Genomic DNA, 20,634 nt, shown 5'->3' with positions numbered 1-20,634 from the left:
GCCACCCGCTCCTGTGTTGCACGGAAAGTGGGCAGTCACTTGATGATGATCTTGCCCTTCATGCCCTTGTCGGCGAGATCAGGCACGGACCAGGTGTATTCTCCCGGCCTGACGGTCGTGAACTGAACGTTGATCGTTCCCTCGGCGTCGAATTCCAGCCAGGCGGGAGCACCGTTCATGTGCACTTCCAGATCATCGATGACGATCTGGTTCATCCAGACGTTCCGGAAGAGGTCGGTCGCGAACTTGTATTCGAGGCCCGCCGCCGACGTGATCTTCCAGCGATAACCCTGGCCAGCGACGAGTTCGAAGTCTTTCTGGTTGACGGCGTAGACATCCTCCTTCGAGCCGAGGATCAGTTCCGGCAGATTCTTGCTGGCGCGTGTAACCTTCGGCTGGTCGTTGTCATCCTCCTCCTGGGCGGCTGCGTAAGGCTGGATTGAAAGCAGGCTTATGATGGCTGCACAGGCGACGAGCTTGAGTTTGGACATTCGTTTCCTCCCGTTTTTCTCGATGCAGATCAGTTTGGTGCCACCGTCACGCCCCATGGCAGGGCGCCGACCGTCACCGATTTGACCGGCTCGTCGGATTGCGTGTCGATGAAGGTGATGTCGTTCGAAAGTCCGTTCGTGCTGATGATGTGTTTGCCGTCCGGTGTGAACGCGAGCTGCCAGACGCGCTGGCCGACCAGGACGTATTTCTCCACCTCGTAGGTCTCTGCATTGACGACCGCGACACGGTTGGCGGGGCCGAGGGCGACATAAGCCTTCTTGCCATCGGCGGTGATGCGAACGCCGACGGGCTGAATGGCTTCGGACCGCAGCCCCTGGATCTCGAAGCTGATCTTGTGTTTGACCTCACGGCTAGCATTGTCGATCACCGAAACCGTTCCGCCGATCTCCGCACTGACCCAGACCTCCGAGCCGTCAGGCTTGAATTCCGCGAAACGCGGGCGTGCGTCGACCAGCACGTTGGAAACAATCTCGTGGGTCGCCGTGTCGATGAAGTGGGCCATGTTGGTCGTCTCGGACGTGTTCACCATGATTTTTCCGTCGGGACTTATGCCCATCCCCTCGGGCTCCACGCCGACCGGGATTTCGGCAAGCACGGTCTTCTGCTCGACATCGATCACGGTGACGAGGTTGTCGTCTTCGTTGGCGACGTAGAGCGTCTTGCCGTCAGGCGAGAGGACGAAAAGCTCCGGGTCCGGACCCGATGGCAGGCTGCCGACGATCTCGTGCGTCGTCGTGTCGATGATCTCGACGGTGTCGTCGTCGCTGGCGCAGACATAGAGGAACTTGCCGTCGCGGGAGACGGTGATGCCGCGGGGGCGCTGCCCGACATTGATCGTCTTGACCGGTTCCATCGTGCCGGAGTCGACGATGGTCACCGTGTTGTCCTTTTCATTGGACACGTAGACCGCATTCGCCCAAGCGGGCTGGGCGATGACCGTCGCCACGGCGGCGCAACAAAGCTGCCTGAGAAGTCGCTGCATTCCTCTTCTCCCACTCTTCCTATTTCAGCTTGCACTTGGTTTCGGGCCGGTCGACGCCGAGCGTGTCGAGCTCCGAGAATTGATGAAGAAAACCCTCCTGGGGGGAGGTCGAGACGACTCCGCGGCCGTCGCCCAACAGGATCGGCTGGCGCAACTGCCAGTTCCAGGTGCGGAAGGTGACCTTCTGCCCCTTGAACGCCGCGATCGAGAAATCGTCCGACTTTATGAAGGCTTCGATCTTCTCCGGATCGTTGCCCTGCGTGCGGGTCGCGGCTTCGCCGAGGATGCGCACGGCGGTCCATGCCTGCATGTCCTTGGACAGCATGCGCCTGCCAGTTGCCTTGGAGAAGCGGTTCTGGATCTGCGATCCACCCCATTGTTCACTGGCGGGATGCCAGCTTGAAGGGATGAGCCCGGCGGTGCCGGCGACCGGACGTGGTGTCCAGGTGCGGTACGGGACGTAGCTGCCGAACACTTCGCTTTCGTCGGCAACGATGACGACGTCGTGCTCCGGGAGGTTCTGGGTGAAGACGGGCATCTGGCGTTGCACCTGGATGACGCCCGTATCCGTGCGGCGGGCCGAGCCCGTATCCTTGTAGAGACGCTCCTCGACGATCGTCGCGCCGAAGCGCGTGGCAGCGCGCCGGATTGCGTCGGCGTAGAGTTGGTCGCGCTCGTGCGAGCCGTAGAGCAGCACCCATTTGCGCCACTGCTTCCACACGAGATACTGCGCGAGACCATCGGCCAGCATGCTTCGGGTCGGCGCCGTATGGAAGACGTTCGAGCGGCATTCTTCCTCGCGCAGCACATCGTCGGTGGCGCCAACGTTGAAGAGCAGAACGCCGTTTTCGCGCGCGAGGTCGGCGATCGAGAGCAATTGCGCAGCCGAGATGTCGGTCAGCACGAACTTGTCGCCGCGTGCCAGCATCTCCTTGAATGTAGCGACTACGTCCGCCTCGAATTTGACCTCCACGACGTCGAGACTGAAGGATTGACCGAGGAACTTGCCCGTCGTGTTGTTGTCGTTGATCGCGACCGTCGCGCCGGCTACGCCCTCGTCACGCGGGGGGACGTCGAGGATGGACAGCGCCAGTTGCGGTTCGTAGGCGCGCAGGTAACCGATGCTGACTTCGGTCGGCGCCGGCGACGCGGCGGCATCCTGCGCACGAAGGTTCGCCGCATTGACGAGCAGCAAAAAAAAGCCCAATAAAAACGCGAGAGTTTCAGGCACCGTGCTCTCCGCAGGAAAACCACTTCCCACGCCGTCACACGAGTGACGACGGCTGACGCAGTAAAGGTGCCCAAGTTGTTTTTATACAACCTACCCGCAATCTCAAGTCTCGATTTACGCTTTTCTCGTCGCCCCGGAGACGCTAACCCTTTCGTGCGAGGAGAATTTTGATGACCAAGATGCTGGCAAGTGTTCGGAACCGGCAGGAAGCGGAAGTCGCCCTGCAGATCGGTGCCGATATCATCGATCTCAAGGAACCCGCGCGCGGTGCGCTCGGCGCCGTGGATACGAAAGACATCGCCGACATCGTCGCCGTCGTGAATGGTCGCCGGCCCACCAGCGCCGCGTCGGGTGACCTGCCGATGGAAGCGGAAGTGGTGCGCGCAAAGGTCGAAGAGTTGGCGACGACCGGTGTTGATTTCGTCAAGATCGGCTTCTTTCCGTCGGAGCGTCTGGCGGAGTGTGCTGCGGCGGTTTCCGGCATTGCGGCACACCAAAAGCTCGTGGCGGTTCTCTTCGCCGATCATGTGTACCCCGAGAATGTGCTCGACGTATTCGCACAGGCCGGATTCCACGGTGTGATGATCGACACTGCGGACAAGACGAAGGGTCGCTTGCTGCAGCATCTGAGCACCGACCGTCTCGGCATCTTCGTCGCTGATTGTCATGCCCGCGGGCTCACAGCCGGTCTGGCCGGGTCGCTAGAGGCGCCGGACGTTCCGCGGCTTCTTGCCTATAATCCCGATTTCATCGGCTTTCGGGGCGCGCTGTGCAGCAATCTGGATCGCGGCGCAGCGATCGATCGCGACGCGGCGCTGAAGGTGCGGGCGCTGATCCCCGAGGAACAGCCGGCGGGCACGCAATCGCGCGTCGACTACAAGCTTCTGGCGGCGCGCGGGTACTTTCCGGATGCATCCGAACTCGGCCTCGGTACCGACAAGATCTTTGTTCGGGATTTCGTTCTTCCGGTGGAAATCGGTGCCTACAGCTTCGAGCATGGCAAGACACAGCGGATGCGCTTCGACGTGACGGCGGACGTCTTGCGGGTCACCCGGAACCCCGAGGATATGCGGCACGTCGTTTCCTACGACATCATCATGGACGGCATCCGCTCGCTCGTTGCGCGCGGCCATGTCGAACTGGTCGAAACGCTGGCCGAGCAGATCGCCGCGTTCGTGCTCGAAAATCCGCGCGTGACCAATGTCGTCGTGCGGGCTGAAAAGCTGGAGCTCGGCCCGGGCGGGGTCGGGGTCATCATCGAGCGCAAGCAGGACCGGCAGAGTGCGGCCGGGGCCGGGGCGCGATCCGGCGGGCATGCGGTCGCCCGGCAGGGGCAGGGGGGCCTGCCATCATGAAGCCGCTGGTCGTGAAGCTGGGAGGAAGCACGGCCGGCAGTAACGAGATGCAGCAATGGATCGATCTCCTCGCGGAGGCTTCCTTGCCGTTGGTCCTGGTGCCCGGAGGCGGTCCCTTTGCAGACCATGTCCGCGCGATGCAGAAGCCGCTCGGCTATTCCGACGAGGCTGCTCATGACATGGCGATTCTTGCCATGGACCAGTTCGGTCTTGTCGTCGCCGAGCGGAGCGAACGGCTTCGACCAAGTATGACGATCCGCGACATGGAGCAGGCCTGGAACGCCGGGCTCGTGCCGGTTTGGCTGCCGTCGACAATGACGCGCGGAGCTCCCGACATCCTGCGGTCATGGCGTGTAACTTCCGACTCACTGGCTGCCTGGCTGGCCGCTCGCCTTGGGGCGGAAAGGCTTCTCCTGATCAAGCAAGCAGCGATTGATCCCGACGAGATGGTGCTGGATACGCTTGTGGCAAGGCAAGTGATCGATGATTACCTGCCGCGTGCGCTGAGCCGCGAAACGGAGCTTTACGTAGCAGGACCGGAGAGTCTCGAGAGTGCGCGGGACGTTCTTGCCGCGTCGGACATCCCGGGTCGTCTCGTTGTCCGCAAGGCGCTTGAGGAGGTTCACGGGTCATGACGCGTCTTGAAACGCCGCGCTGGGCCTGGGTGCTGACCGGCTCCGGACACTTCTTCGTCGAAAGCTTCGAGCTCATCCATACACTCACGCACTGCGATGTCTTCGTGTCGAAGGCCGCGGCCGAAGTGCTGCGGATGTACAAGCTGAAGCTCGATTTTCCCGATACGATGCGCGTGCTGCACGACAAGACGGCGAGTTCGGTTCCTGTCGGCGGCTTCTATCACGGCGTCTATCACACCGTCGTCATTGCGCCGGCAACCTCCAATACTGTCGCAAAATGCGTCGTCGGTATTTCGGACACCTTGGCGACGAACGTCTATGCGCAGGCCGGCAAATGCCGTGTACCGTCGATCGTCTTTGCCTGCGACACCGCGCCGGAGCTGGAGACCATGGCGCCGGGCGGACTGGTGAAGGTCTATCCGCGGCGGGTCGATCTCGAGAATACTGCGAAGCTCAAGACGTTCGAGCGCACACAGGTCGTCGAGTCGCTGGCCGAGCTCAGACTCGCGATTGCACATCGCAGGGAGGCGCTTGCCGGCGATGGTTGAACATCTCGTCTTTTTGACCGGACATCTGGCAAAGACCAGGCTCGAGAATGTTCTCGCCGGGATGGAGAACAGGGATTTCACCTATGACATTGTCGATATCGGCGTCAAAGTCGCGGCCCTGATGACGGAAGAGATCATCAAGCGGCGGTTCAAATGTCCTTCCGCGGTGGGTCGCGTCATTCTTCCCGGTCGTTTCCGGGGAGATATCGAGCGACTGACGGCGGAATTCGGCGTCCGCTTTGTTCGGGGACCCGATGAGATCGCGGATCTGCCGGCCTTCCTCGGACGCAAGGGGAGGGCCGTCGATCTCTCACGCCACGACCTGCGTATATTCGCCGAGATCGTCGATGCGTCGGCGCTACCGATCGACCTGCTGCTGGAGCGTGCCCGCGCGCTGGCCGAAGCGGGGGCAGATGTCATCGATCTTGGATGTCTGCCGGATACGCCTTTCGGTCATTTGCGCGATGCCATTCGGCGCCTGAAGGCGGAGGGGCTGGCCGTCAGCGTCGATTCCGCCGATCTCGCCGAACTGGAGGTGGCGGCGGAGGCGGGGGCGGACTTTCTCCTGAGCCTCACCGAACACACGCTTGACCTTGCCACCCGTTACAAGGTCACACCGGTTCTGATCCCTGCTGTTCCCGGTGATCTCGATTCTCTCGGGCGTGTCATCGACATGGCGCGCGAGGCGGGCATCGACTTCATCGTCGATCCGGTCCTCGATCCCATCCATTTCGGTTTTGCAGCTTCGCTCGGCCGCTTTATCGAGGCGCGCCGGCGCTGGCCGGACGTCCCGGTGCTGATGGGCACGGGAAACCTGACCGAACTCACGGATGCCGATTCCTCCGGCGTTACGGCCGTGCTCCTGGGCGTCTGTTCCGAGCTCTCGATTGGGAATGTACTGGTCGTCAATGTCAGCCCGCACACCGGGCGGACGGTGGAAGAGCATGATCGTGCGCGCCGGATCATGTATGCTGCCAAGCAGGACGGTGCGCTGCCGAAGGGCTACGATCCGGGACTGCTGCAGGTGCATGACCGCAAGCCGTTCCCCTATTCGCACGACGATATCGCGGCTCTGGCGAGCACTGTCCGCGACGCCAACTTCCGGATCATGACGGCACCCGACGGTGTGCATGTCTTCAATGCGCGGGGTCACCGGACCGGACAGGATGCTTTCGCCTTTTTCCCGGATCTCGACGTTGCGGCCGACGGTGCGCACGCCTTCTATCTCGGTGCGGAGCTCACCAAGGCGGAGATCGCCTGGAGACTCGGCAAACGTTACGTGCAGGACGAGCCGCTCGCCTGGGGGGTTGCCGTCCCGGAGAAGACAGATGACCGGACGCGGCTCGTCGAAGCGGGCCACACGCTGCGTGCCAAGAAGGGGGGCCAGTGAGCTACATTCGCGAAGTGATCGTGACCACTGTCGATGCCGCCGGCAAGCCGCATATTGCGCCGCTCGGCATCATTGCCGAGGGCGACGGCTGGGTGATCGCGCCCTTTCGGCCCTCCCGAACGCTCGACAATCTCGCTGCGGTGCCGTCCGCCGTGGCAAACTACACGGATGACATGTTGGTTTTCGCGGGTTGCCTGACCGGACGGAAGGACTGGCCGCTCGTACCCGTCGCCGACTGGCCGGTGCCGCGGTTGCAGTCGGCGCTCAGCCATTCATTGCTGCAGGTGGTGTCAGTCGACGACGACGGCGTGCGTCCGCGACATTTCTGCAAGGTCGTCGGCGAGGCAACGCATGCGCCTTTCACCGGGCTCAACAGAGCCAAGGCCGCCGTGCTGGAACTCGCCATTCTGGTGAGCCGGTTGCACATGCTGCCAAAGGATAAGGTCGAGCGGGAGATCGACTACCTGAAGATCGCCGTCGACAAGACGTCCGGCCCTGACGAGCAGCAGGCCTGGAACTGGCTCATGGAACGGGTCGAGCAGCACCGGACAGCAGGCTAGCCTGCTTCCGCAGGCTTACTGATCTCCGCGTCCGCGAGCAAAGCCACAGCGGCGGCCGACGCCGCCTTGCAGGCGGCGTTGCGGACGGGCTCGAGGGCGTTGATCAACGTTCCGAAGTCGACAAACGGCCGTTCCAGCCTTGCGGCAAGTCTCTTGATCTGTGGTCGGCCGATGCCGGCGCCGACCACAGGAGCTCCACGGACAAGCCGATGATCGGCCGCGACGCGGAAAGCGCCGTCGTGCATCATCCGTAATTGATGCTCGCTGAACCAGAGTGCAATGCCGCTCCATTCGTCGGGCGAAAGGTCCGGACCGTCCCGACCGATCATCCGGGCCAGCCGGCCGATCGATCCGGTCACTGTCTTTTCCCGCCGGTCGGCTGAGGGATACTGGTCATCCGCCTCGTCGAGCATGCCTAGAATTCGGGCGATGTCGGCTGTGTTGGCGAAGTACTCATTCATCAGCGGCGTCATTGTGCCACAGACAGGCACGCGTTCGGCGATGCCGATCAGCGCCGATCGCGTGAAGCCGGTATAGACCAGTTCGCCGGAGAGCAGGCGTCCCGCGTCGGAATAGCCCGTGTTTGCAACCACGCCGTCCCGCAGCGCGAGGATGTCGGTCGTCGTTGAACCCATGTCGACGAACAGGGCTTCTCCGACCACGCTTGCGGCGAGCGCGGCCGTCGCGTGCCAGTTGGCGGACGCGATGTCGGGCGCAAGGCCGCGTGCGCTCACGGTATCGGTGAAGCCGGCGCGACCGGCGTAGGTACGCGTGTTCTCCGTACCGAACTCTTCTTCGATCAACGATAGAATGCCCTCTACACCTTCGCTCCGATCGGCAAATCCGTCGGAAAGCTCGGCCGTCATGGTGAAGGCATTTGCGGCGCTCGCCGGCACTTCCGCCCGCAAGGACTCGAGGCCCCGCCGGACCTCATCGATGCCGAGCCACATCGATGTCTTCAGCGTGGCCGCATGCGTGATGACACCATTCTCGCAGAGCGCCATCTTCAGATGAGCGCCGCCGATGTCCCATCCGGCGACAAAGCGCTTTCCTTCTGCGGAATTCCGGTCTTCCATGGAGTGGTTCGTCCTTCTTTGGGGTTCTGCTCGTGCTTATCATTCCGGTTCTCGACATCAAAGATGCTCTCGTCGTCCATGCCCGCCGCGGCGAACGGCAGTCGTATCGCCCGATCGAGACGCCGTTGAGCATCCGGCCCGCCCTGGAAGACGTCGCAGAAGGCTTACGCAGTGTCTACCCCTTTCCCATCTTCTATGTCGCGGATCTCGACGCGATCGGAGGCCACACGGGCGACTGTTCCGCCGCCCTCCGTCTTGGGCGCCTGACACCGGCGCCGGGACTCTGGCTCGATGCCGGTTTTCCGAGTTCGGAAAGCCTTGCGCGTGCACACGCCTTGCCTGGCGTGGCGCCGGTCATCGGATCGGAATCGCTTCTGGATGCGGATTTCCTCACGCACTTTTCAGCCTATCCCCGCGCCATTCTCTCTCTCGACTTCCGAGGTGAGGCGTTTGCCGGACCGGAGGAGGTGCTGGCCCGCTCTGACCTCTGGCCCTCCCGCGTCATCGTCATGACCCTCGCTCGTGTCGGTTCGGAGACCGGCCCCGACTTCGCCCGTCTCGCGGAGATCAAACTGCGCGCGGGCACGCGGCAGGTCATCGCCGCAGGCGGCGTTCGCAACGCTACCGACCTGCGGAGGCTTGAGGACATGGGCATTTCGGCCGCGCTCGTCGCCACGTCGATTCACAACGGGACGCTGACGCGTGAGGCCATTGCCGGAATGATGGAAGGAACGGACACCGTCGCGCAGGACCGTTGAGTGACTGGAAAGAGGGATTTCTCCCTCTTTCCATGCTTCAGAATCCGAAGATCTTAGCCAACCGGCGCAACAGGCCATCCGAATTCACAGAGGGCGTGCTCTGTGCGGGGTTGTCTCGTGTCTATGCACCGAACGGATGCTTGACCTGATCGCGTTGTGCGGTCGCTTCGGCCGCCGTCGGCTTGCCGGCAACGGCACGCTGAATGGCTTCCTTGGTCGCCCTGTAGTTGAAGTCCTGGATCTTGGCGTCGTCGGAGGCTTCCCAGTGGATGAAGACGCCGACGCAGATGAAGACGTCGTCCGCTTCGTCTGCAGGAATGGTGCCGTCCGCGACGCTGTCCTGTACCGCCTTGGCGACGCCATACTGGGCGGGACCGAACATCTGAACGGCCTGTTTGGCCCCTTTGATGGTCACCTTGTTGAACATCACGGTGTTGGGCTTGCAAGGCAGATTGGGGGCAATAACTGCAAGGAGGGAGGTAAATCCGTCCTTGTTGTTCGTCAGGGCATTACAGAATGCAGACTCGACCGCACTTCCGCGCGGGCCGATGAGAAGGTCGATGTGGGCGACTTCGTTACCGTCGCCAACAAGAGATTCGCCAACCAGAACTTTATTGATTTTTGCCACGGCCATGTACCTCCCTGTACCGTTCCAAAATGGTTTGTCCAAAGATGCCGTACCTTCGAGACACGACGCTCGATGGACAGCTATCCTTGTTCACAGCACCCATTGTACTCGGGTCGGTTGGCCAGATAGCAGCAGAAGCCCAATCTTCCGCCGGAGAAATTCAAGCATTTACCTGCGAATTATGCAAGACGAAGTTGAGCCTCTCGGCGAAAACTGTCGCGACTGTCAGGTCCGCCGAGGTGCCGGGGTTGATGCCTGCGGCTTTCAACCTTCGGTCGAAATCGGAGAGCAGCCGCAGTCGTTCCGCTTCATCCGCGATTCGGCCTGCTTTGTTCGTGACCGAAATCGCCTCCAGACGGACGTTCTCAGCCGTTGCGGTGCCATGCTTGCGGGCCACGTGGCTGTCGGGGAATTCCGAGAGGAAATGCAGATAGGTAAAGACGGTTGGCCACATGCCCTCTTCTCCGCGGCTTGCGGCATTATAGGCGGCAAGCCCGCCTGAGAAGATATCGGCAAAGTCGCTCACGTATTGCCGGGCGATCAGATCGCGGTCGGCGGCTTCGCCCATCGCGACAAGGAGTGGCACTCTCGGCGGTTCCGCGACGTCGTTTTCCGCCTCGCCAAGCCCTCCGGGGTTGGCAAGCGTGATCGCCCGAAAGACGTCCTGCGCGTCACCGTCATCCATCGCGCCTAGGACGGTTGCTAGCTCCTTCTGAAGGTCGTCTCCTCCCGCTTCCGCAGCCTTGGCCAGCGGAGCGCAAAGCAGCACAATCCCGAGGTTGGTATTGGTGCCGACGGCTTCCTGCGTCGCGCGGATGGCGTCGAGGATTCGTCGCCCGACCGGCCATCCAGGATGACAGACCGCGGACGCCGATACCTCCGCGCTGTCCAGAAACTGTTGCGCCGACATGCGGTGCCCGTCGGCGAAGCGATGCACGTTTCCAGGCTTCAGCGCCTCGATTTCCATCCGGCAGGCCTGGCGATAGGCTCGATCGATTTCCGCGGGTTTCGGCATCAGGCGGCGGGCCTCTCTCCTTCCGCGGGGGCGATGTGGGACACCAGTGCTTCCGCGATACACTCCGCGACCCGGACCGGGATCACCGACTGCAGTCCCGTCCATGCGGGCATGCTGTTGACCTCGAGAAGCTGGAGCCTGCCGTCTGCCGCCGGGATGATATCGATCCCCGAAAAGTCCGTTCCGATTACCGCGGCGGCGGAAAGCGCGAGTGTTTCCAGTGCCGGACGAAGCGGTCCCGTCACAGGTTCCGCGCGCGCGCCTCTCGCGATGTTGGTCACCCATCCGTCCGCGCGACGTGCGATCATGCCGAGGACCGTGCCGTTGCAGGTGAACACCCGGTAGTCGCAAAAGGTCGTTCCGGGTCTGGCGACGTAGCGCTGCAGATAGTAGACGTCGTCGACCTCCAGCCCGTCCGGCAACTGCTCGACCGTCTCGATCAGCCGCACGCCGCGACCTTGGGAGCCGAAGAGCGGTTTCAGGACCAGCGGACCCTTCGGCAGCTCGCGTTCGGCGATGGCGCGGGCATTGGCGATCGACTCGACAGCGAAAGTTTCCGGCACCGGAAGGCCGGCGCGAGCCATGAGAAATGTCGTCGTCGACTTGTCGACGCAGCGTTCGATCGCCTTTGCCGAATTCCACACCGGCACGCCGAGATGGCCGAACGCATGCAGGATCCCGAGCCGACGCGTGACGGCTTCGAAGCTGCCGGAGGAGATCGAGCGAACGATGACCGCCGCCGGCAGCGCTCCGTCGAATCCCGGAATGGCGATGCCGGACACGTGGCGGGAATCGAAGGCGATATCGGCCAGCCGCAGGAAGACGGCGTCCATGCCAAGCCGCGCGAAGGCGGCGCTCAGCTGTTGCACCTGGCTGTCGGTACGGTCGGAGGTAATCAGTATCTTGTCCCGCAGGACAGGCGGTGTCATGTCAGCCAAGGGACTGCTCCAGCATGTCGATATTCGTCTTTCCGGCACGGAAGGTCTCACCGGTCTCGATCGCCGTAACGATCACCTCGGCCGGGCTGAAGAGGTGCGGGTCGATGGCGTAGAAGTCGCCGTTGAACTTGCGGAAGATTTCCGCGAAGGGCTGGCCGTAGTCGCGTGATCCCTCGCTTGTCAGGTGTTCGGCAAGATCGCGGGCAGCCGCCGAGGAACCCCGGACGAACAGCTGGACGAGGCCGCCATAGATGATCGCATCGTTCGTGCGCCCCATCGCCTTCAGGAAGTCGGGATGCGGTGCCGGGATCGGCGCCTTTCCGATGCCGTCGACAATGGCATCCAGCGGGAACTTCAGGTCGTGCGCCTTGTGCAGCGCCACCTCCAGCACGCGGCCGACAATCTGGACGCAGCCGGCGATGCTCTGCGTCGGCGCATAGACGAAGGTGAGCCGGTCCGGTGTGAGCCCGGTGGCCTTGGCCACTTTCTCGACGATGGCCGTGGGCGGCGGCGTTGCCGTCTCTAAAACGACGACCGAGCTTTCGGCGTTGGGCTCCTTGTAGCTGATCTCCTGGAACAGCGGCTCGACACGCGCGAGCGCACGCACCGGCCCTGATCCCATGGCGAAGTATTTCTCGTGGCTCAGTTGCCATCCGGCGTATTGGCTGGCGAGGCAGGCAAGGACCGCTTGGGACGAGCGGACGTCGATCGAAAGCGGCCAACGCGACGTATGCCGGTCGAGACTTACCGATACGCTGCCGAGTCCGCCCATGCAGATATCGACCATGCGAAGCCCGGCTTCGAGGGAGCCCGGGCTTCTCGCTCCGGCGTCAATGAGGTGTTCTCCGAGGTTGCCGCGGCTATGGCTGATGCCGAGCCGTTCGGCTTCGGTGACCATGCGGTCAACGATCTGTTGGGCGCTTCTGTTCAGGAAGGCTTCTCCGTCCTTCATCCTGTAATCTCCTCCCAATGGGGTGCCAGTTCGCTGATCCGTTTCATCACGGCCTTTTCAGCCGCAGCAGCGGAGCGGGCCTGCGCGAGCACCGTGCAGACCGGATCGCCCGCGTCGAGCTCGGAGCCGGGGCGCTGATGGTCCGCAGTCAGCGGCGGCCAGTCCAGATCGGGGAAGCTGGGAATCGGCCCCGCGGCATAGGCCACCGCCGACGCCATCACCCCTGTGAAACGGGGGATGTCGATATTCTCGCCGCGAACCGCGCGAAGATGTTGGGTCAGCAACGGCGTGTCTTCCCCGTCGAAAATGTCGAGTGTCGCGCCCGGACGCGGGTTGATCTCCAGAAGGAACGTTCCTTCCGGCCCGTCAATGAAATCCGCGCTGCAGAGGCCGATCAGCCCCGTCCGGGCAACGAGACCGTTCAGCCAGTGGCTGATCTTCTCTCCTTTTTCCCGCGGAAGACGTGGGAGGCGAACGGCGCCGCCGTAGCGGAACGGGCTCGTGGCCGTGGGCGAGGACCACTGGCGGCTGTAGCCGACGACGCGTGCACGACCTCGCCCGGCGAGGAACAGGGCGGAGATACCCACCCCCGGAACGTGCCGCTGGAAATAGCTGCCCGACGGAGAGGAACCGAAAGACGTGGCCGGTCGCACATGGGAGCCGCCGGCGCCACCGGGAACCTTTGTCAGCCAGCCTCGTCGATCGTCCGGCGCATCGAAGCGGACTTCCGGATGGGGGATACCTATTTCGGCGCAGAGCGACGCCAGCGACAGGGGATCCTTCACCCGCCTGATCGCACCCGCGCTGTTACCGGCAAGCGGAAAAGTCTCCGCCAGCATGTCGACGATCTCCGGCCTGCGTTCAAAGCCCGAGCCGTAGACGAGTGCCTCCGGCCGGTCCTCTCCGACAAGTCTCCGGAGGCTCGGGAGGATCTCCCTGCCATCGATTCCGTCGTGCAGGCTGCCCGGCAGGATCGTCGCCCGTTGCGCCATCCGGCAGGTGTCGGTGTCGTTGAAGAGATCAGCCACCAGCACGCGATACCCCGCCCGGCGCGCCGCCGTGGCGAGCGACCGCCCGGAAATTGCCACCACCAGGATCATGGGGCTATTTGGCGAGACTGCGGGCAAGGGTGAAGGCATCCTGGAAATCAAAGATCACGGGTTTTTCAGCGGAGATCATCTGCGCAAAGAGACCCGCCTGGGTCTTGTACTTGACGTTGCCGATCGACAGGGGACCGATGCCGATCGCCTGCCCATGGAGGGGCTCGCCGTTGGCATTGACCTTGAGACCTTCGATGCCTGCTGGCGGAACGGCGTTCACGTCCGCGGCGACGAGGAGTTTTCCGGCCGATCTCATTTGTTCTGACGAGATCACCTGTACGCCCGCCTTCGCGGCCGTCAACAGGATTTCCGCCCTCGCAAGTATTGCCGCCTTGCTGTCTTCCGTGGAGCCGTCGACGGCCTCGATATTCATGCCGAAGCGGTCCTTCACCGATTGGGCAATGTGCCGGACGCGTTCGACGCCGTCATGGCCGACGATGGTGACGATCGCGCCTTCCTTTGCCGCGATGACAGCGGTGCAGTAGCCAACGACGCCTGTCGCACCGAAGATCGCGACCTTTGCTCCGTTCAGGTCGCGACCATGATGTTTCGCCAGCGCCTTCTCGACCTTCGCCACCATCGCGGCCGCTGTCGTGAAGGACCCGGCAGGATCGGCGAACACCGAAACCTCGAACGGTGGGACCATGGCCATCCTTGCTGCGTCGAGCATGTCGAGCGCCAGTGCCGCGTCCTTCCCGGCAAGAAAGATCCCCGTTGCCACCCCCGCATCCGGAGGCCGCGAGAAGATCGCGTCCTGCACGAGATTGCCGACGTCGGCGAGCGTTACGTCGGTATAGGGGATGACGTGGTCATATCCGGCATCGAGCGCCATGTTGACGTCGAATGGGCTCATCTGCTTCAGCGGCGTGAGCATGTGGAGAATGGTCTTGCGGCTCAAGGTTCTCGTTCCTCCTCAGTGAAAGCGCCCTTGTCTCAGACCGAACTGCGGCGGCATCACCGTCTGGGTGATTTTCGCGCCGAGATTTCGTGCGGGCACGATGCGGGTACTGAGGCCCGGTTGATCGATGCCGGCGTCGTCGACGATCTGTTCTGCCGCCTCCTGCGACTCGGTGAAGGCAAAGCCGGTCGGGCCCCAGGAGCTCTGTCCGATGCCGACCGCGCCGTGAACCGCGAGCTTGCGCACGGCGGTTTCGACCGCCTTGCTGGTGAAGAGGCCTCCCTGTGCGGGGGCAAAATAGCGGCCGATCTCGTATTGGATCGTCTCTACAGCCTTTCCGAAGGTTGCGAGATCGCCTTCGATCAGAGAGGGCATCAGCGCCATCAGCGTCGTGCGGCAGATGGTCGACGAGCTCGTCTCGGCAAACGGTGGCAGAGCGCGGAAGGCGGTGATTTCGGCCTCTCCGTGGATACCTTCATGGCGATGGTCGAACACGAGGATGATGCGCCAGTTCTCGGGAAAGGGAATTCGCGAGATCACGGTCGGAGCCTGGTCGTCCTGCCCCTTGCCAGCGTCGATGATCAGTCCGCCACGATCGAATGCCGCAATGCCGATGCCGGAGCGCGTGCCGCGGCCGAGGAAGACGGCGTCGTCGCGAATGGCGAACGGGAGTTGATGAAGCGTCCTGAGCGCCGCGGAGACCGCAAGGGCGAGCTGCGTTCCCGATCCGAGGCCGGAGTGACTCGGGATCGTGCGGTGCACGATCACCTTGTGATGGCCGTCGATCCCGAGATGGGCGCTTAGTTTGGCGATATGCGCGCGAATGCGCGCCTGTTCCCCGCCCTCGACGCTGGTTTCTCGCGCCCTGGCGACCGTCAGGACGGTGGAGATCGTCTCGAGGGGAAGACCTATGCTGCCGAAACGCCCGCTCGTCTTGCCCGGAATGTCGAGGAAACCGAGATGCAAGCGTGCAGGGACTTGAATGGTGACGGAGTCCGACATTTGATGTAATTCTAACAATCTAGAATATCGGGCCCGCGGATATGATATCGTCTTTTGGTCGCAGCGCAAGCGGCGTGCTCAAAGAATGAGGGAGGCCACATCGATGAACGACCGCACTGATGCCGCCGGCAAGGCGGACCGTGTCTACTCCGAAGCCGAGATCCTCGAGAGGCTGAAGCGTGAACTGCCGCATTGGCGTTACGAGGATGGCTGGCTGCGACGCAAGTACAAGACCCACAGCTGGAAATCGACGCTGATGGTCATCAACACGGTCGGCCACCTGGCTGAAGCCGCATGGCATCACCCTGACCTCAAAGCTTCCTACGCCTGGGTCGAAGTCAAACTGATGACCCATGTGGCCAAAGGAATCACCGACAAGGACTTCGAACTCGCCCGCAAGATCGAAGAGGTTGTCCAGTGGCAACCCGGCAGGGAAGGCGGAGCTCTGGAAGGTACCCCACGGACGGATCAGCGGTTCGCCTACTTGAAGTACGACGACTGATCGGCGATTTTGATTCCGGGCGGGGGTTCACTTTCTCAGAGAATTGGCTAGAATCTGGACCGGCACCAGAAAGTTGTGGGGTATGTCGGTTGCGTGGATAGGCAACCAGGCAGTTTCATTGACAGCCGCTATTCAGGAGACGGCAAAGCTTCTGGTGTCGTGCCGCTGCCCGGTTATTTCAGTCGATTCGGATATTCATGGTTGTCGAAGTGTGATCGCTCTGGCCGAACTGGTCGGGGCGGCTTACGATCACGTTCGCGGATACGAACTCGCCGAAGAGGCGGCGCTCTTTACCGACCATGGCGGCTTCTTCACGACCCCGCTCGAGACCCGCCGGCGGGCTGACCTGATCGTTCTGGTCGGTGAAATCCCGGCGGCTCATCACGAACTTCTCCTCTCTTGGCATAACGCGCGCCCGGATCTGGCTCCTTCGCATAAACGGCGCTGGTTCCACATATCGGGTGCAGGACGCCAGGATACCGCATCCGAGATCTCCGCCGTGCTGAAACGGGTGAAGGCGAGTGTCGTCAAGGCGCCCGGCCAACCTCTGGCCGCCGTTCTCGCCTCCGTGCGAGCCGGGCTCGGCGGCAGGAAGAGCGTCGGTGCCGTCGAGGGGGTTGAGGAACTCAACGTGGCGATCGAAAAGGCCGCATTCCCCGTCTTTGTTTTCTCCGGCCGGCAGCAGGGAATTTTCACGCTTGCCATGCTGCAAGGACTGGTCGGTGATCTCAATCGCAGCCGCCGTGCCACCAGCCTTTTCCTGCCTTCCGACGATCGTGCCTGGGGTCTCGCGCTCGCATCCGTCTGGATGACAGGCTTTCCGCCGAGGACCGGCTTCGGTACCGGCAAGCCGATCTACGATCCGCAGCTATCGGACGTGACGCGGATAATCGCCGAGCGCGAGGCGGACCTGCATCTCTGGATTTCGGAGGGAGAGGGCGATCCGCCGGCGCCGCGCCGCGGCCTGCCGCTCGTTGCCTTCGTTCCCGACGAGGGTGCGGTTTCCGGGGCTGCGGTAACGATCACCGTCGGACGGGCCGGTGTCGACCACGACGGCGTCTTCTACTCAAGCCGTATCGGGACGCTGTCGGCCGTGCAGGCGTCTGCCCCCTCCGATCGTCCGCGTGTTTCCGGGGTTCTTCGCGAACTGGCGGATGCCCTGCCGGAAAGGGAGGCGCTGCCGTGCTGATCCGACTGGCGGGAGGAGAGGTCGTCGATCCTGTAAACGGTGAGAGCCGACGACGGGACGTGTGGATGCGAGATGGCTTGATTGTCGAAAGGCCGGAAGGCCGGCGTGCCGACAAGACCTTCGATGTTTCCGGTTGCGTGGTGATGGCCGGAGCAATCGACATCCATTCGCATGTCGGCGGCGGCAACGTGAACACGGCGCGTCTGCTGCTGCCGGAGCATCATCGAGCCCATCAGGCCCGCCCGTTGCACACCCCGCTCTCGAACGCCGGCTGGTCGACCTTCCGGACCGGGACGCTCTATGCGCAGATGGGTTTCACCACGGTGGTCGAGCCGGCGATGAACCCGCTCAACGCGCTCCACACTCATCTGGAACTCTCCGACATCCCGATTATCGACAAGGCGACGCTTGCGATCCTCGGCAACGACGATTTCCTTCTCTCGATGATCCGGGACAACGAGCCTGCGGCGATGATCGACGATTACGTCGCCTGGACCGTGTCGTCCTCACGGTCGCTGGGGGTGAAGGTGATCAATGCCGGCGGTGCGGCGGCTTTCAAGGAAAACGTTCGCGCCTTCTCCTTCGACGATGTGGTGCCGGCCTATGGGGTCAGTTCTCGCAGGATCGTCAAGACCCTGCAGGCAGCCGTCGGCCGTGTCGGTATTCCGCATCCGCTCCACGTTCATGCCAACAATCTCGGCATACCCGGGAATGCCGCGACGGCGGCGGAAACCATCAGCGCGGCCGAGGGGGAAAGGCTCCACCTCGCACACTTGCAGTTCTATGGGTACGGGACGGAGGGGAAACGTGGTTTCTCCTCGCAGGCGGCTCATCTCGCCGAACTCGTCAACGGAACTCCCGAGGTCACGATCGATGTCGGGCAGGTGATGTTCGGCCAGACGGTGACGATCTCTGCGGACGTTATTCGCCAGTTCTCGGCCATCGGCCACGCGAGCCCGCGCAAATCCGTCATCTATGACGGCGATGCGAACGGAGGGGGGATCGTTCCCTACCGCTACAAGCAGGATTATTACGGCTCGCTGCAATGGGCGATTGGGCTCGAACTCTTCCTGCTGATCACCGATCCCTGGCGCGTCTTTTTCACGACGGATCATCCGAACGGTGCACCGTTCACCACCTATCCGGAGCTTTTCGAACTCCTGATGAGCCGCGAGGCGCGGGATCTCCAATCGGAGAAGCTCAACCAGGCGGCGCTGAAGCACTCGACGCTTTCTTCGATCGCGCGTGAATACACGCTCGACGAGATTGCCATCATGACCCGCGCCGCCCCGGCGAGGCTCCTCGGGCTCAAGGATCGTGGTCATCTCGGTGCGGGTGCGATCGCCGACGTTGCGGTCTACAGGCGGGGCAAGGACATCGCCCGGATGTTCCGCGAGGCGGCGCTGGTCTTCAAGAACGGTGATCTCGTGGTTCAGGACGGTGCCGTCACTCATTACCGGTGGGGCAAGGCGCTACGCCTCGATCCGCCGCAGGACAGGGCTATGTCCCGCCGGCTCAGCGACTATTTCGAAAGCCGCTACGGGCTCGGCCTCGACTGGTTTACATTTCCGGAGACGGCAATCACCCGCGCCGACGCTTTTGCGGAGGTCCCATGCAACAGTTGATCCGCAACGGCGTCACCGTCGACGACACGTTTGCCGAAGCCTTCGGCATGCGGGCGACCGCCATCATCATCACCGCTCCGACACTCAAATGGGCCCGTCAGGCGGCGATCACCATGACCGGCTTTGCCACCTCCGTCATCGGCTGCGGATGTGAGGCGGGCATCGATATGGACGTGCCGGAGAGTGAGACGCCGGACGGTCGTCCCGGCTGTCGGGTCATGCTGTTTGCTATGGGAACGGACGAACTGCAGAAACAGCTGAAGACGCGCCTGGGACAGTGTGTGCTGACCTCGCCCGGCAGCGCCTGTTTTGCCGGCCTGGAAGGTACTGCGCCGCTCGACCTCGGTTCGGCGCTCCGCTACTTCGGCGACGGCTGGCAGATATCCAAGAAATTCGGCGGCAAGCACTATTGGCGTGTTCCGGTGATGGACGGAGAGTTCCTCTGTGAGGCGACGACGGGCCTGACCAAGCAGGCGGTGGGCGGCGGCAACATGCTGCTTCTCGCGGCCGACTGGGCAAAGGCGCTCAAGGCAGCCGAGACCGCAGTTGCCGCCATTGAGAAGGTTCCGGGGGTCATCATGCCCTTCCCGGGCGGGATCGTGCGCTCCGGCTCGAAGGTCGGCGGCAAATACAAGGGGATGATGGCGTCGACCAACGACGCCTTTGCACCGACGCTCAAGGGGGCCGTGAACACGGCGCTTGATGCCGGCACCAATGCGGTGCTGGAGATCGTTATCGACGGCGAGACCAGTGATGCCGTCGCGGACGCGATGCGTGCCGGCCTCAAGGCCGTCGTCAAGCTCGGGCCGAAGCAGGGTGCGCTTAGGATCAGCGCCGGCAATTACGGTGGCAAGCTCGGCAAGTTCCATTACCACCTCAAGGAGCTGCTGCCATGAAGCCGCTGACCTTCAAGCTCCTCGCCGAACCCGAAGAGAGGCTCGATCTGTCGGCGCTCGTTCCAGACCGCCTGTCAGGTCAAGGGGTTTCGGATATCGCCGCTCTCCCGATCGGAACGACGCGGACCGGCCTCAAGGTCGGCGACCTGTTCAAAGTGACGGGCAAGGACGCATTCTCCATTGTTTTTGAAGGAGGGTCGCGGCGCTTCGATCAGGTCGGCGTGGGCATGGTGTCCGGCAGTATCCGGGTCGTCGGGGATGTCGGCTTCAGGGCGGGCCGGGCAATGGGCGGCGGTACGCTGGTCATTGAAGGCAATGCCGGCGAGGAACTCGGGTCCGGCCTCTCGGGTGGTCGCATCGAAGTGACGGGCAATGTCGGTGATCGCCTCGGTGCTCCGTTGGCAGGTGAGCTGCAGGGTGTGAGCGGCGGGACGATCGTCGTGCGTGGCAAAGCGGGGCATCGCGCCGGCGAAAGGATGCGGCGCGGACTGATCGCGGTGCTCAAAGGATGTGACGATCATCTCGGGCTCGGCATGATCGCCGGAACGATCGTGGTAACGGGACGGGTCGGAGCCATGCCCGGCTATCTGATGAAACGTGGCTCACTGCTCCTCGACCGGCGGCCGGAGGCACTCTCGCCGACATTCGTCGATTGCGGCAATGCGGATATCGCCTTTTCCGGTCTGTTCGACCGCTTCCTGATCGCGGAGAAGATCCTCGACAAGCCGTTGCTGGGGACCTCACCAACCCGCATCTGTGGTGACAATGCCGTGTTCGGCAAAGGCGAGATCCTCTTTCGCCGCGGACGATGAGCTTTCCGCATCCGAACCTCTTGCTTGAC

General features: G+C 62.8%; 22 protein-coding genes. 11 read left to right on the top strand and 11 right to left on the bottom strand.

Annotated elements, in window-relative coordinates; all coding sequences use genetic code 11:
- Positions 1-35: 35 nt before the first annotated feature.
- From ACM6UT_RS16705 to ACM6UT_RS16695, 3 genes are read right to left on the bottom strand one after another with little or no spacing between them, the layout of a single operon-like run.
- Positions 36-491, bottom strand: coding sequence for a cupredoxin domain-containing protein (locus ACM6UT_RS16705; protein WP_416798473.1), 456 nt, complete (start codon positions 489-491; stop codon positions 36-38).
- Positions 492-520: 29 nt separating this feature from the next.
- Positions 521-1,495 (bottom strand): YVTN family beta-propeller repeat protein, encoded by a 975-nt coding sequence (locus tag ACM6UT_RS16700; protein WP_416798472.1) that lies wholly within the window; start codon positions 1,493-1,495, stop codon positions 521-523.
- Between the two features lie 19 nt (positions 1,496-1,514).
- Positions 1,515-2,690 carry an ABC transporter substrate-binding protein gene (locus ACM6UT_RS16695; protein WP_416798529.1) on the bottom strand — a complete coding sequence of 392 codons (1,176 nt, stop codon included), beginning with the start codon at positions 2,688-2,690 and terminating at the stop codon, positions 1,515-1,517.
- A 206-nt stretch (positions 2,691-2,896) separates the two neighbouring features.
- Between ACM6UT_RS16695 and ACM6UT_RS16690 the strand changes: the two genes are divergently transcribed.
- The 5 genes from ACM6UT_RS16690 to ACM6UT_RS16670 are packed head-to-tail and all read left to right on the top strand — an operon-like array spanning position 2,897 to position 7,214.
- The gene (locus tag ACM6UT_RS16690) at positions 2,897-4,081 is read left to right on the top strand and encodes a (5-formylfuran-3-yl)methyl phosphate synthase (protein ID WP_416798471.1); all 1,185 of its coding nucleotides are present in this window, start codon (positions 2,897-2,899) and stop codon (positions 4,079-4,081) included.
- Complete coding sequence (locus ACM6UT_RS16685) at positions 4,078-4,716, top strand: amino acid kinase family protein (protein WP_416798470.1); 639 nt, start codon at positions 4,078-4,080, stop codon at positions 4,714-4,716. The genes ACM6UT_RS16690 and ACM6UT_RS16685 overlap by 4 nt, the downstream gene beginning before the upstream one ends.
- The gene (locus ACM6UT_RS16680) at positions 4,713-5,264 is read left to right on the top strand and encodes a flavoprotein (RefSeq protein ID WP_416798469.1); all 552 of its coding nucleotides are present in this window, start codon (positions 4,713-4,715) and stop codon (positions 5,262-5,264) included. The genes ACM6UT_RS16685 and ACM6UT_RS16680 overlap by 4 nt, the downstream gene beginning before the upstream one ends.
- Entirely contained in the window at positions 5,257-6,654 is a 1,398-nt protein-coding gene (locus ACM6UT_RS16675; RefSeq protein WP_416798468.1) for a DUF6513 domain-containing protein, read from the top strand. Before ACM6UT_RS16680 ends, ACM6UT_RS16675 begins: the two co-directional genes overlap by 8 nt.
- Positions 6,651-7,214: a DUF447 domain-containing protein gene (locus ACM6UT_RS16670; RefSeq protein ID WP_416798467.1), complete on the top strand. Its 564-nt coding sequence runs from the start codon at positions 6,651-6,653 to the stop codon at positions 7,212-7,214. Before ACM6UT_RS16675 ends, ACM6UT_RS16670 begins: the two co-directional genes overlap by 4 nt.
- Here the strand turns inward: ACM6UT_RS16670 and ACM6UT_RS16665 are convergent.
- A complete protein-coding gene (locus tag ACM6UT_RS16665; protein WP_416798466.1) occupies positions 7,211-8,290 on the bottom strand; it encodes a hydantoinase/oxoprolinase family protein in 1,080 nt (359 codons plus the stop codon). The genes ACM6UT_RS16670 and ACM6UT_RS16665 overlap by 4 nt on opposite strands.
- Positions 8,291-8,322: 32 nt before the next feature.
- Here ACM6UT_RS16665 and ACM6UT_RS16660 point away from each other — a divergent pair, with 32 nt between their 5' ends.
- Positions 8,323-9,048, top strand: a complete 726-nt coding sequence (locus ACM6UT_RS16660; protein WP_416798465.1) for a HisA/HisF-related TIM barrel protein — start codon at positions 8,323-8,325, stop codon at positions 9,046-9,048.
- 121 nt (positions 9,049-9,169) lie between these two features.
- On the opposite strand, the gene fae is transcribed toward ACM6UT_RS16660, so the two are convergent.
- The 7 genes from fae to ACM6UT_RS16625 form a co-directional block, all read right to left on the bottom strand.
- Positions 9,170-9,676, bottom strand: a complete 507-nt coding sequence (gene fae, locus ACM6UT_RS16655; protein ID WP_416798528.1) for a formaldehyde-activating enzyme — start codon at positions 9,674-9,676, stop codon at positions 9,170-9,172.
- Positions 9,677-9,836: 160 nt separating this feature from the next.
- Entirely contained in the window at positions 9,837-10,691 is an 855-nt protein-coding gene (locus tag ACM6UT_RS16650; RefSeq protein WP_416798464.1) for a triphosphoribosyl-dephospho-CoA synthase, read from the bottom strand.
- Complete coding sequence (locus ACM6UT_RS16645) at positions 10,691-11,620, bottom strand: ATP-grasp domain-containing protein (protein WP_416798527.1); 930 nt, start codon at positions 11,618-11,620, stop codon at positions 10,691-10,693. Before ACM6UT_RS16645 ends, ACM6UT_RS16650 begins: the two co-directional genes overlap by 1 nt.
- 1 nt (position 11,621) lies before the next feature.
- On the bottom strand, positions 11,622-12,581 hold the full coding sequence (gene mch / locus ACM6UT_RS16640) for a methenyltetrahydromethanopterin cyclohydrolase (RefSeq protein ID WP_416798463.1): 960 nt from the start codon (positions 12,579-12,581) through the stop codon (positions 11,622-11,624).
- Positions 12,578-13,681, bottom strand: a complete 1,104-nt coding sequence (locus tag ACM6UT_RS16635; protein WP_416798462.1) for an ATP-grasp domain-containing protein — start codon at positions 13,679-13,681, stop codon at positions 12,578-12,580. The genes mch and ACM6UT_RS16635 overlap by 4 nt, the downstream gene beginning before the upstream one ends.
- 4 nt (positions 13,682-13,685) lie before the next feature.
- Complete coding sequence (locus tag ACM6UT_RS16630; protein ID WP_416798461.1) at positions 13,686-14,579, bottom strand: NAD(P)-dependent methylenetetrahydromethanopterin dehydrogenase; 894 nt, start codon at positions 14,577-14,579, stop codon at positions 13,686-13,688.
- Positions 14,580-14,594: 15 nt separating this feature from the next.
- On the bottom strand, positions 14,595-15,581 hold the full coding sequence (locus ACM6UT_RS16625; RefSeq protein WP_416798460.1) for a beta-ribofuranosylaminobenzene 5'-phosphate synthase family protein: 987 nt from the start codon (positions 15,579-15,581) through the stop codon (positions 14,595-14,597).
- A gap of 103 nt (positions 15,582-15,684) precedes the next feature.
- On the opposite strand from ACM6UT_RS16625, the gene ACM6UT_RS16620 reads away from it, so the two are divergent.
- From ACM6UT_RS16620 to ACM6UT_RS16600, 5 genes are all read left to right on the top strand, one after another.
- Entirely contained in the window at positions 15,685-16,083 is a 399-nt protein-coding gene (locus ACM6UT_RS16620; protein WP_148177567.1) for a 4a-hydroxytetrahydrobiopterin dehydratase, read from the top strand.
- A gap of 211 nt (positions 16,084-16,294) precedes the next feature.
- Entirely contained in the window at positions 16,295-17,272 is a 978-nt protein-coding gene (locus tag ACM6UT_RS16615; RefSeq protein WP_416798459.1) for a molybdopterin-binding domain-containing protein, read from the top strand.
- Complete coding sequence (locus tag ACM6UT_RS16610; protein ID WP_416798458.1) at positions 17,266-18,897, top strand: formylmethanofuran dehydrogenase subunit A; 1,632 nt, start codon at positions 17,266-17,268, stop codon at positions 18,895-18,897. Before ACM6UT_RS16615 ends, ACM6UT_RS16610 begins: the two co-directional genes overlap by 7 nt.
- On the top strand, positions 18,885-19,793 hold the full coding sequence (gene fhcD, locus ACM6UT_RS16605; protein ID WP_416798457.1) for a formylmethanofuran--tetrahydromethanopterin N-formyltransferase: 909 nt from the start codon (positions 18,885-18,887) through the stop codon (positions 19,791-19,793). The genes ACM6UT_RS16610 and fhcD overlap by 13 nt, the downstream gene beginning before the upstream one ends.
- A complete protein-coding gene (locus ACM6UT_RS16600) occupies positions 19,790-20,605 on the top strand; it encodes a formylmethanofuran dehydrogenase subunit C (RefSeq protein WP_416798456.1) in 816 nt (271 codons plus the stop codon). Before fhcD ends, ACM6UT_RS16600 begins: the two co-directional genes overlap by 4 nt.
- Positions 20,606-20,634: the final 29 nt, after the last annotated feature.

The sequence above is a fragment of the Ciceribacter azotifigens genome (genome assembly GCF_048159625.1).
Classification (GTDB): domain Bacteria; phylum Pseudomonadota; class Alphaproteobacteria; order Rhizobiales; family Rhizobiaceae; genus Allorhizobium; species Allorhizobium azotifigens.
Note: the sequence above shows the minus strand (reverse complement) of the source record. Positions and strands in the feature narration are given on the sequence as shown.

Excerpts from the sequence above, each read along its gene's own strand:
- ACM6UT_RS16705 (WP_416798473.1), bottom strand. The coding sequence starts at position 491 with ATGTCCAAACTCAAGCTCGTCGCCTGTGCAGCCATCATAAGCCTGCTT.
- ACM6UT_RS16700 (WP_416798472.1), bottom strand. The coding sequence starts at position 1,495 with ATGCAGCGACTTCTCAGGCAGCTTTGTTGCGCCGCCGTGGCGACGGTC.
- ACM6UT_RS16690 (WP_416798471.1), top strand. The coding sequence starts at position 2,897 with ATGACCAAGATGCTGGCAAGTGTTCGGAACCGGCAGGAAGCGGAAGTC.
- ACM6UT_RS16685 (WP_416798470.1), top strand. The coding sequence starts at position 4,078 with ATGAAGCCGCTGGTCGTGAAGCTGGGAGGAAGCACGGCCGGCAGTAAC.
- ACM6UT_RS16680 (WP_416798469.1), top strand. The coding sequence starts at position 4,713 with ATGACGCGTCTTGAAACGCCGCGCTGGGCCTGGGTGCTGACCGGCTCC.
- ACM6UT_RS16675 (WP_416798468.1), top strand. The coding sequence starts at position 5,257 with ATGGTTGAACATCTCGTCTTTTTGACCGGACATCTGGCAAAGACCAGG.
- ACM6UT_RS16665 (WP_416798466.1), bottom strand. The coding sequence starts at position 8,290 with ATGGAAGACCGGAATTCCGCAGAAGGAAAGCGCTTTGTCGCCGGATGG.
- ACM6UT_RS16650 (WP_416798464.1), bottom strand. The coding sequence starts at position 10,691 with ATGCCGAAACCCGCGGAAATCGATCGAGCCTATCGCCAGGCCTGCCGG.
- ACM6UT_RS16645 (WP_416798527.1), bottom strand. The coding sequence starts at position 11,620 with ATGACACCGCCTGTCCTGCGGGACAAGATACTGATTACCTCCGACCGT.
- mch (WP_416798463.1), bottom strand. The coding sequence starts at position 12,581 with ATGAAGGACGGAGAAGCCTTCCTGAACAGAAGCGCCCAACAGATCGTT.
- ACM6UT_RS16635 (WP_416798462.1), bottom strand. The coding sequence starts at position 13,681 with ATGATCCTGGTGGTGGCAATTTCCGGGCGGTCGCTCGCCACGGCGGCG.
- ACM6UT_RS16625 (WP_416798460.1), bottom strand. The coding sequence starts at position 15,581 with ATGTCGGACTCCGTCACCATTCAAGTCCCTGCACGCTTGCATCTCGGT.
- ACM6UT_RS16620 (WP_148177567.1), top strand. The coding sequence starts at position 15,685 with ATGAACGACCGCACTGATGCCGCCGGCAAGGCGGACCGTGTCTACTCC.
- fhcD (WP_416798457.1), top strand. The coding sequence starts at position 18,885 with ATGCAACAGTTGATCCGCAACGGCGTCACCGTCGACGACACGTTTGCC.
- ACM6UT_RS16600 (WP_416798456.1), top strand. The coding sequence starts at position 19,790 with ATGAAGCCGCTGACCTTCAAGCTCCTCGCCGAACCCGAAGAGAGGCTC.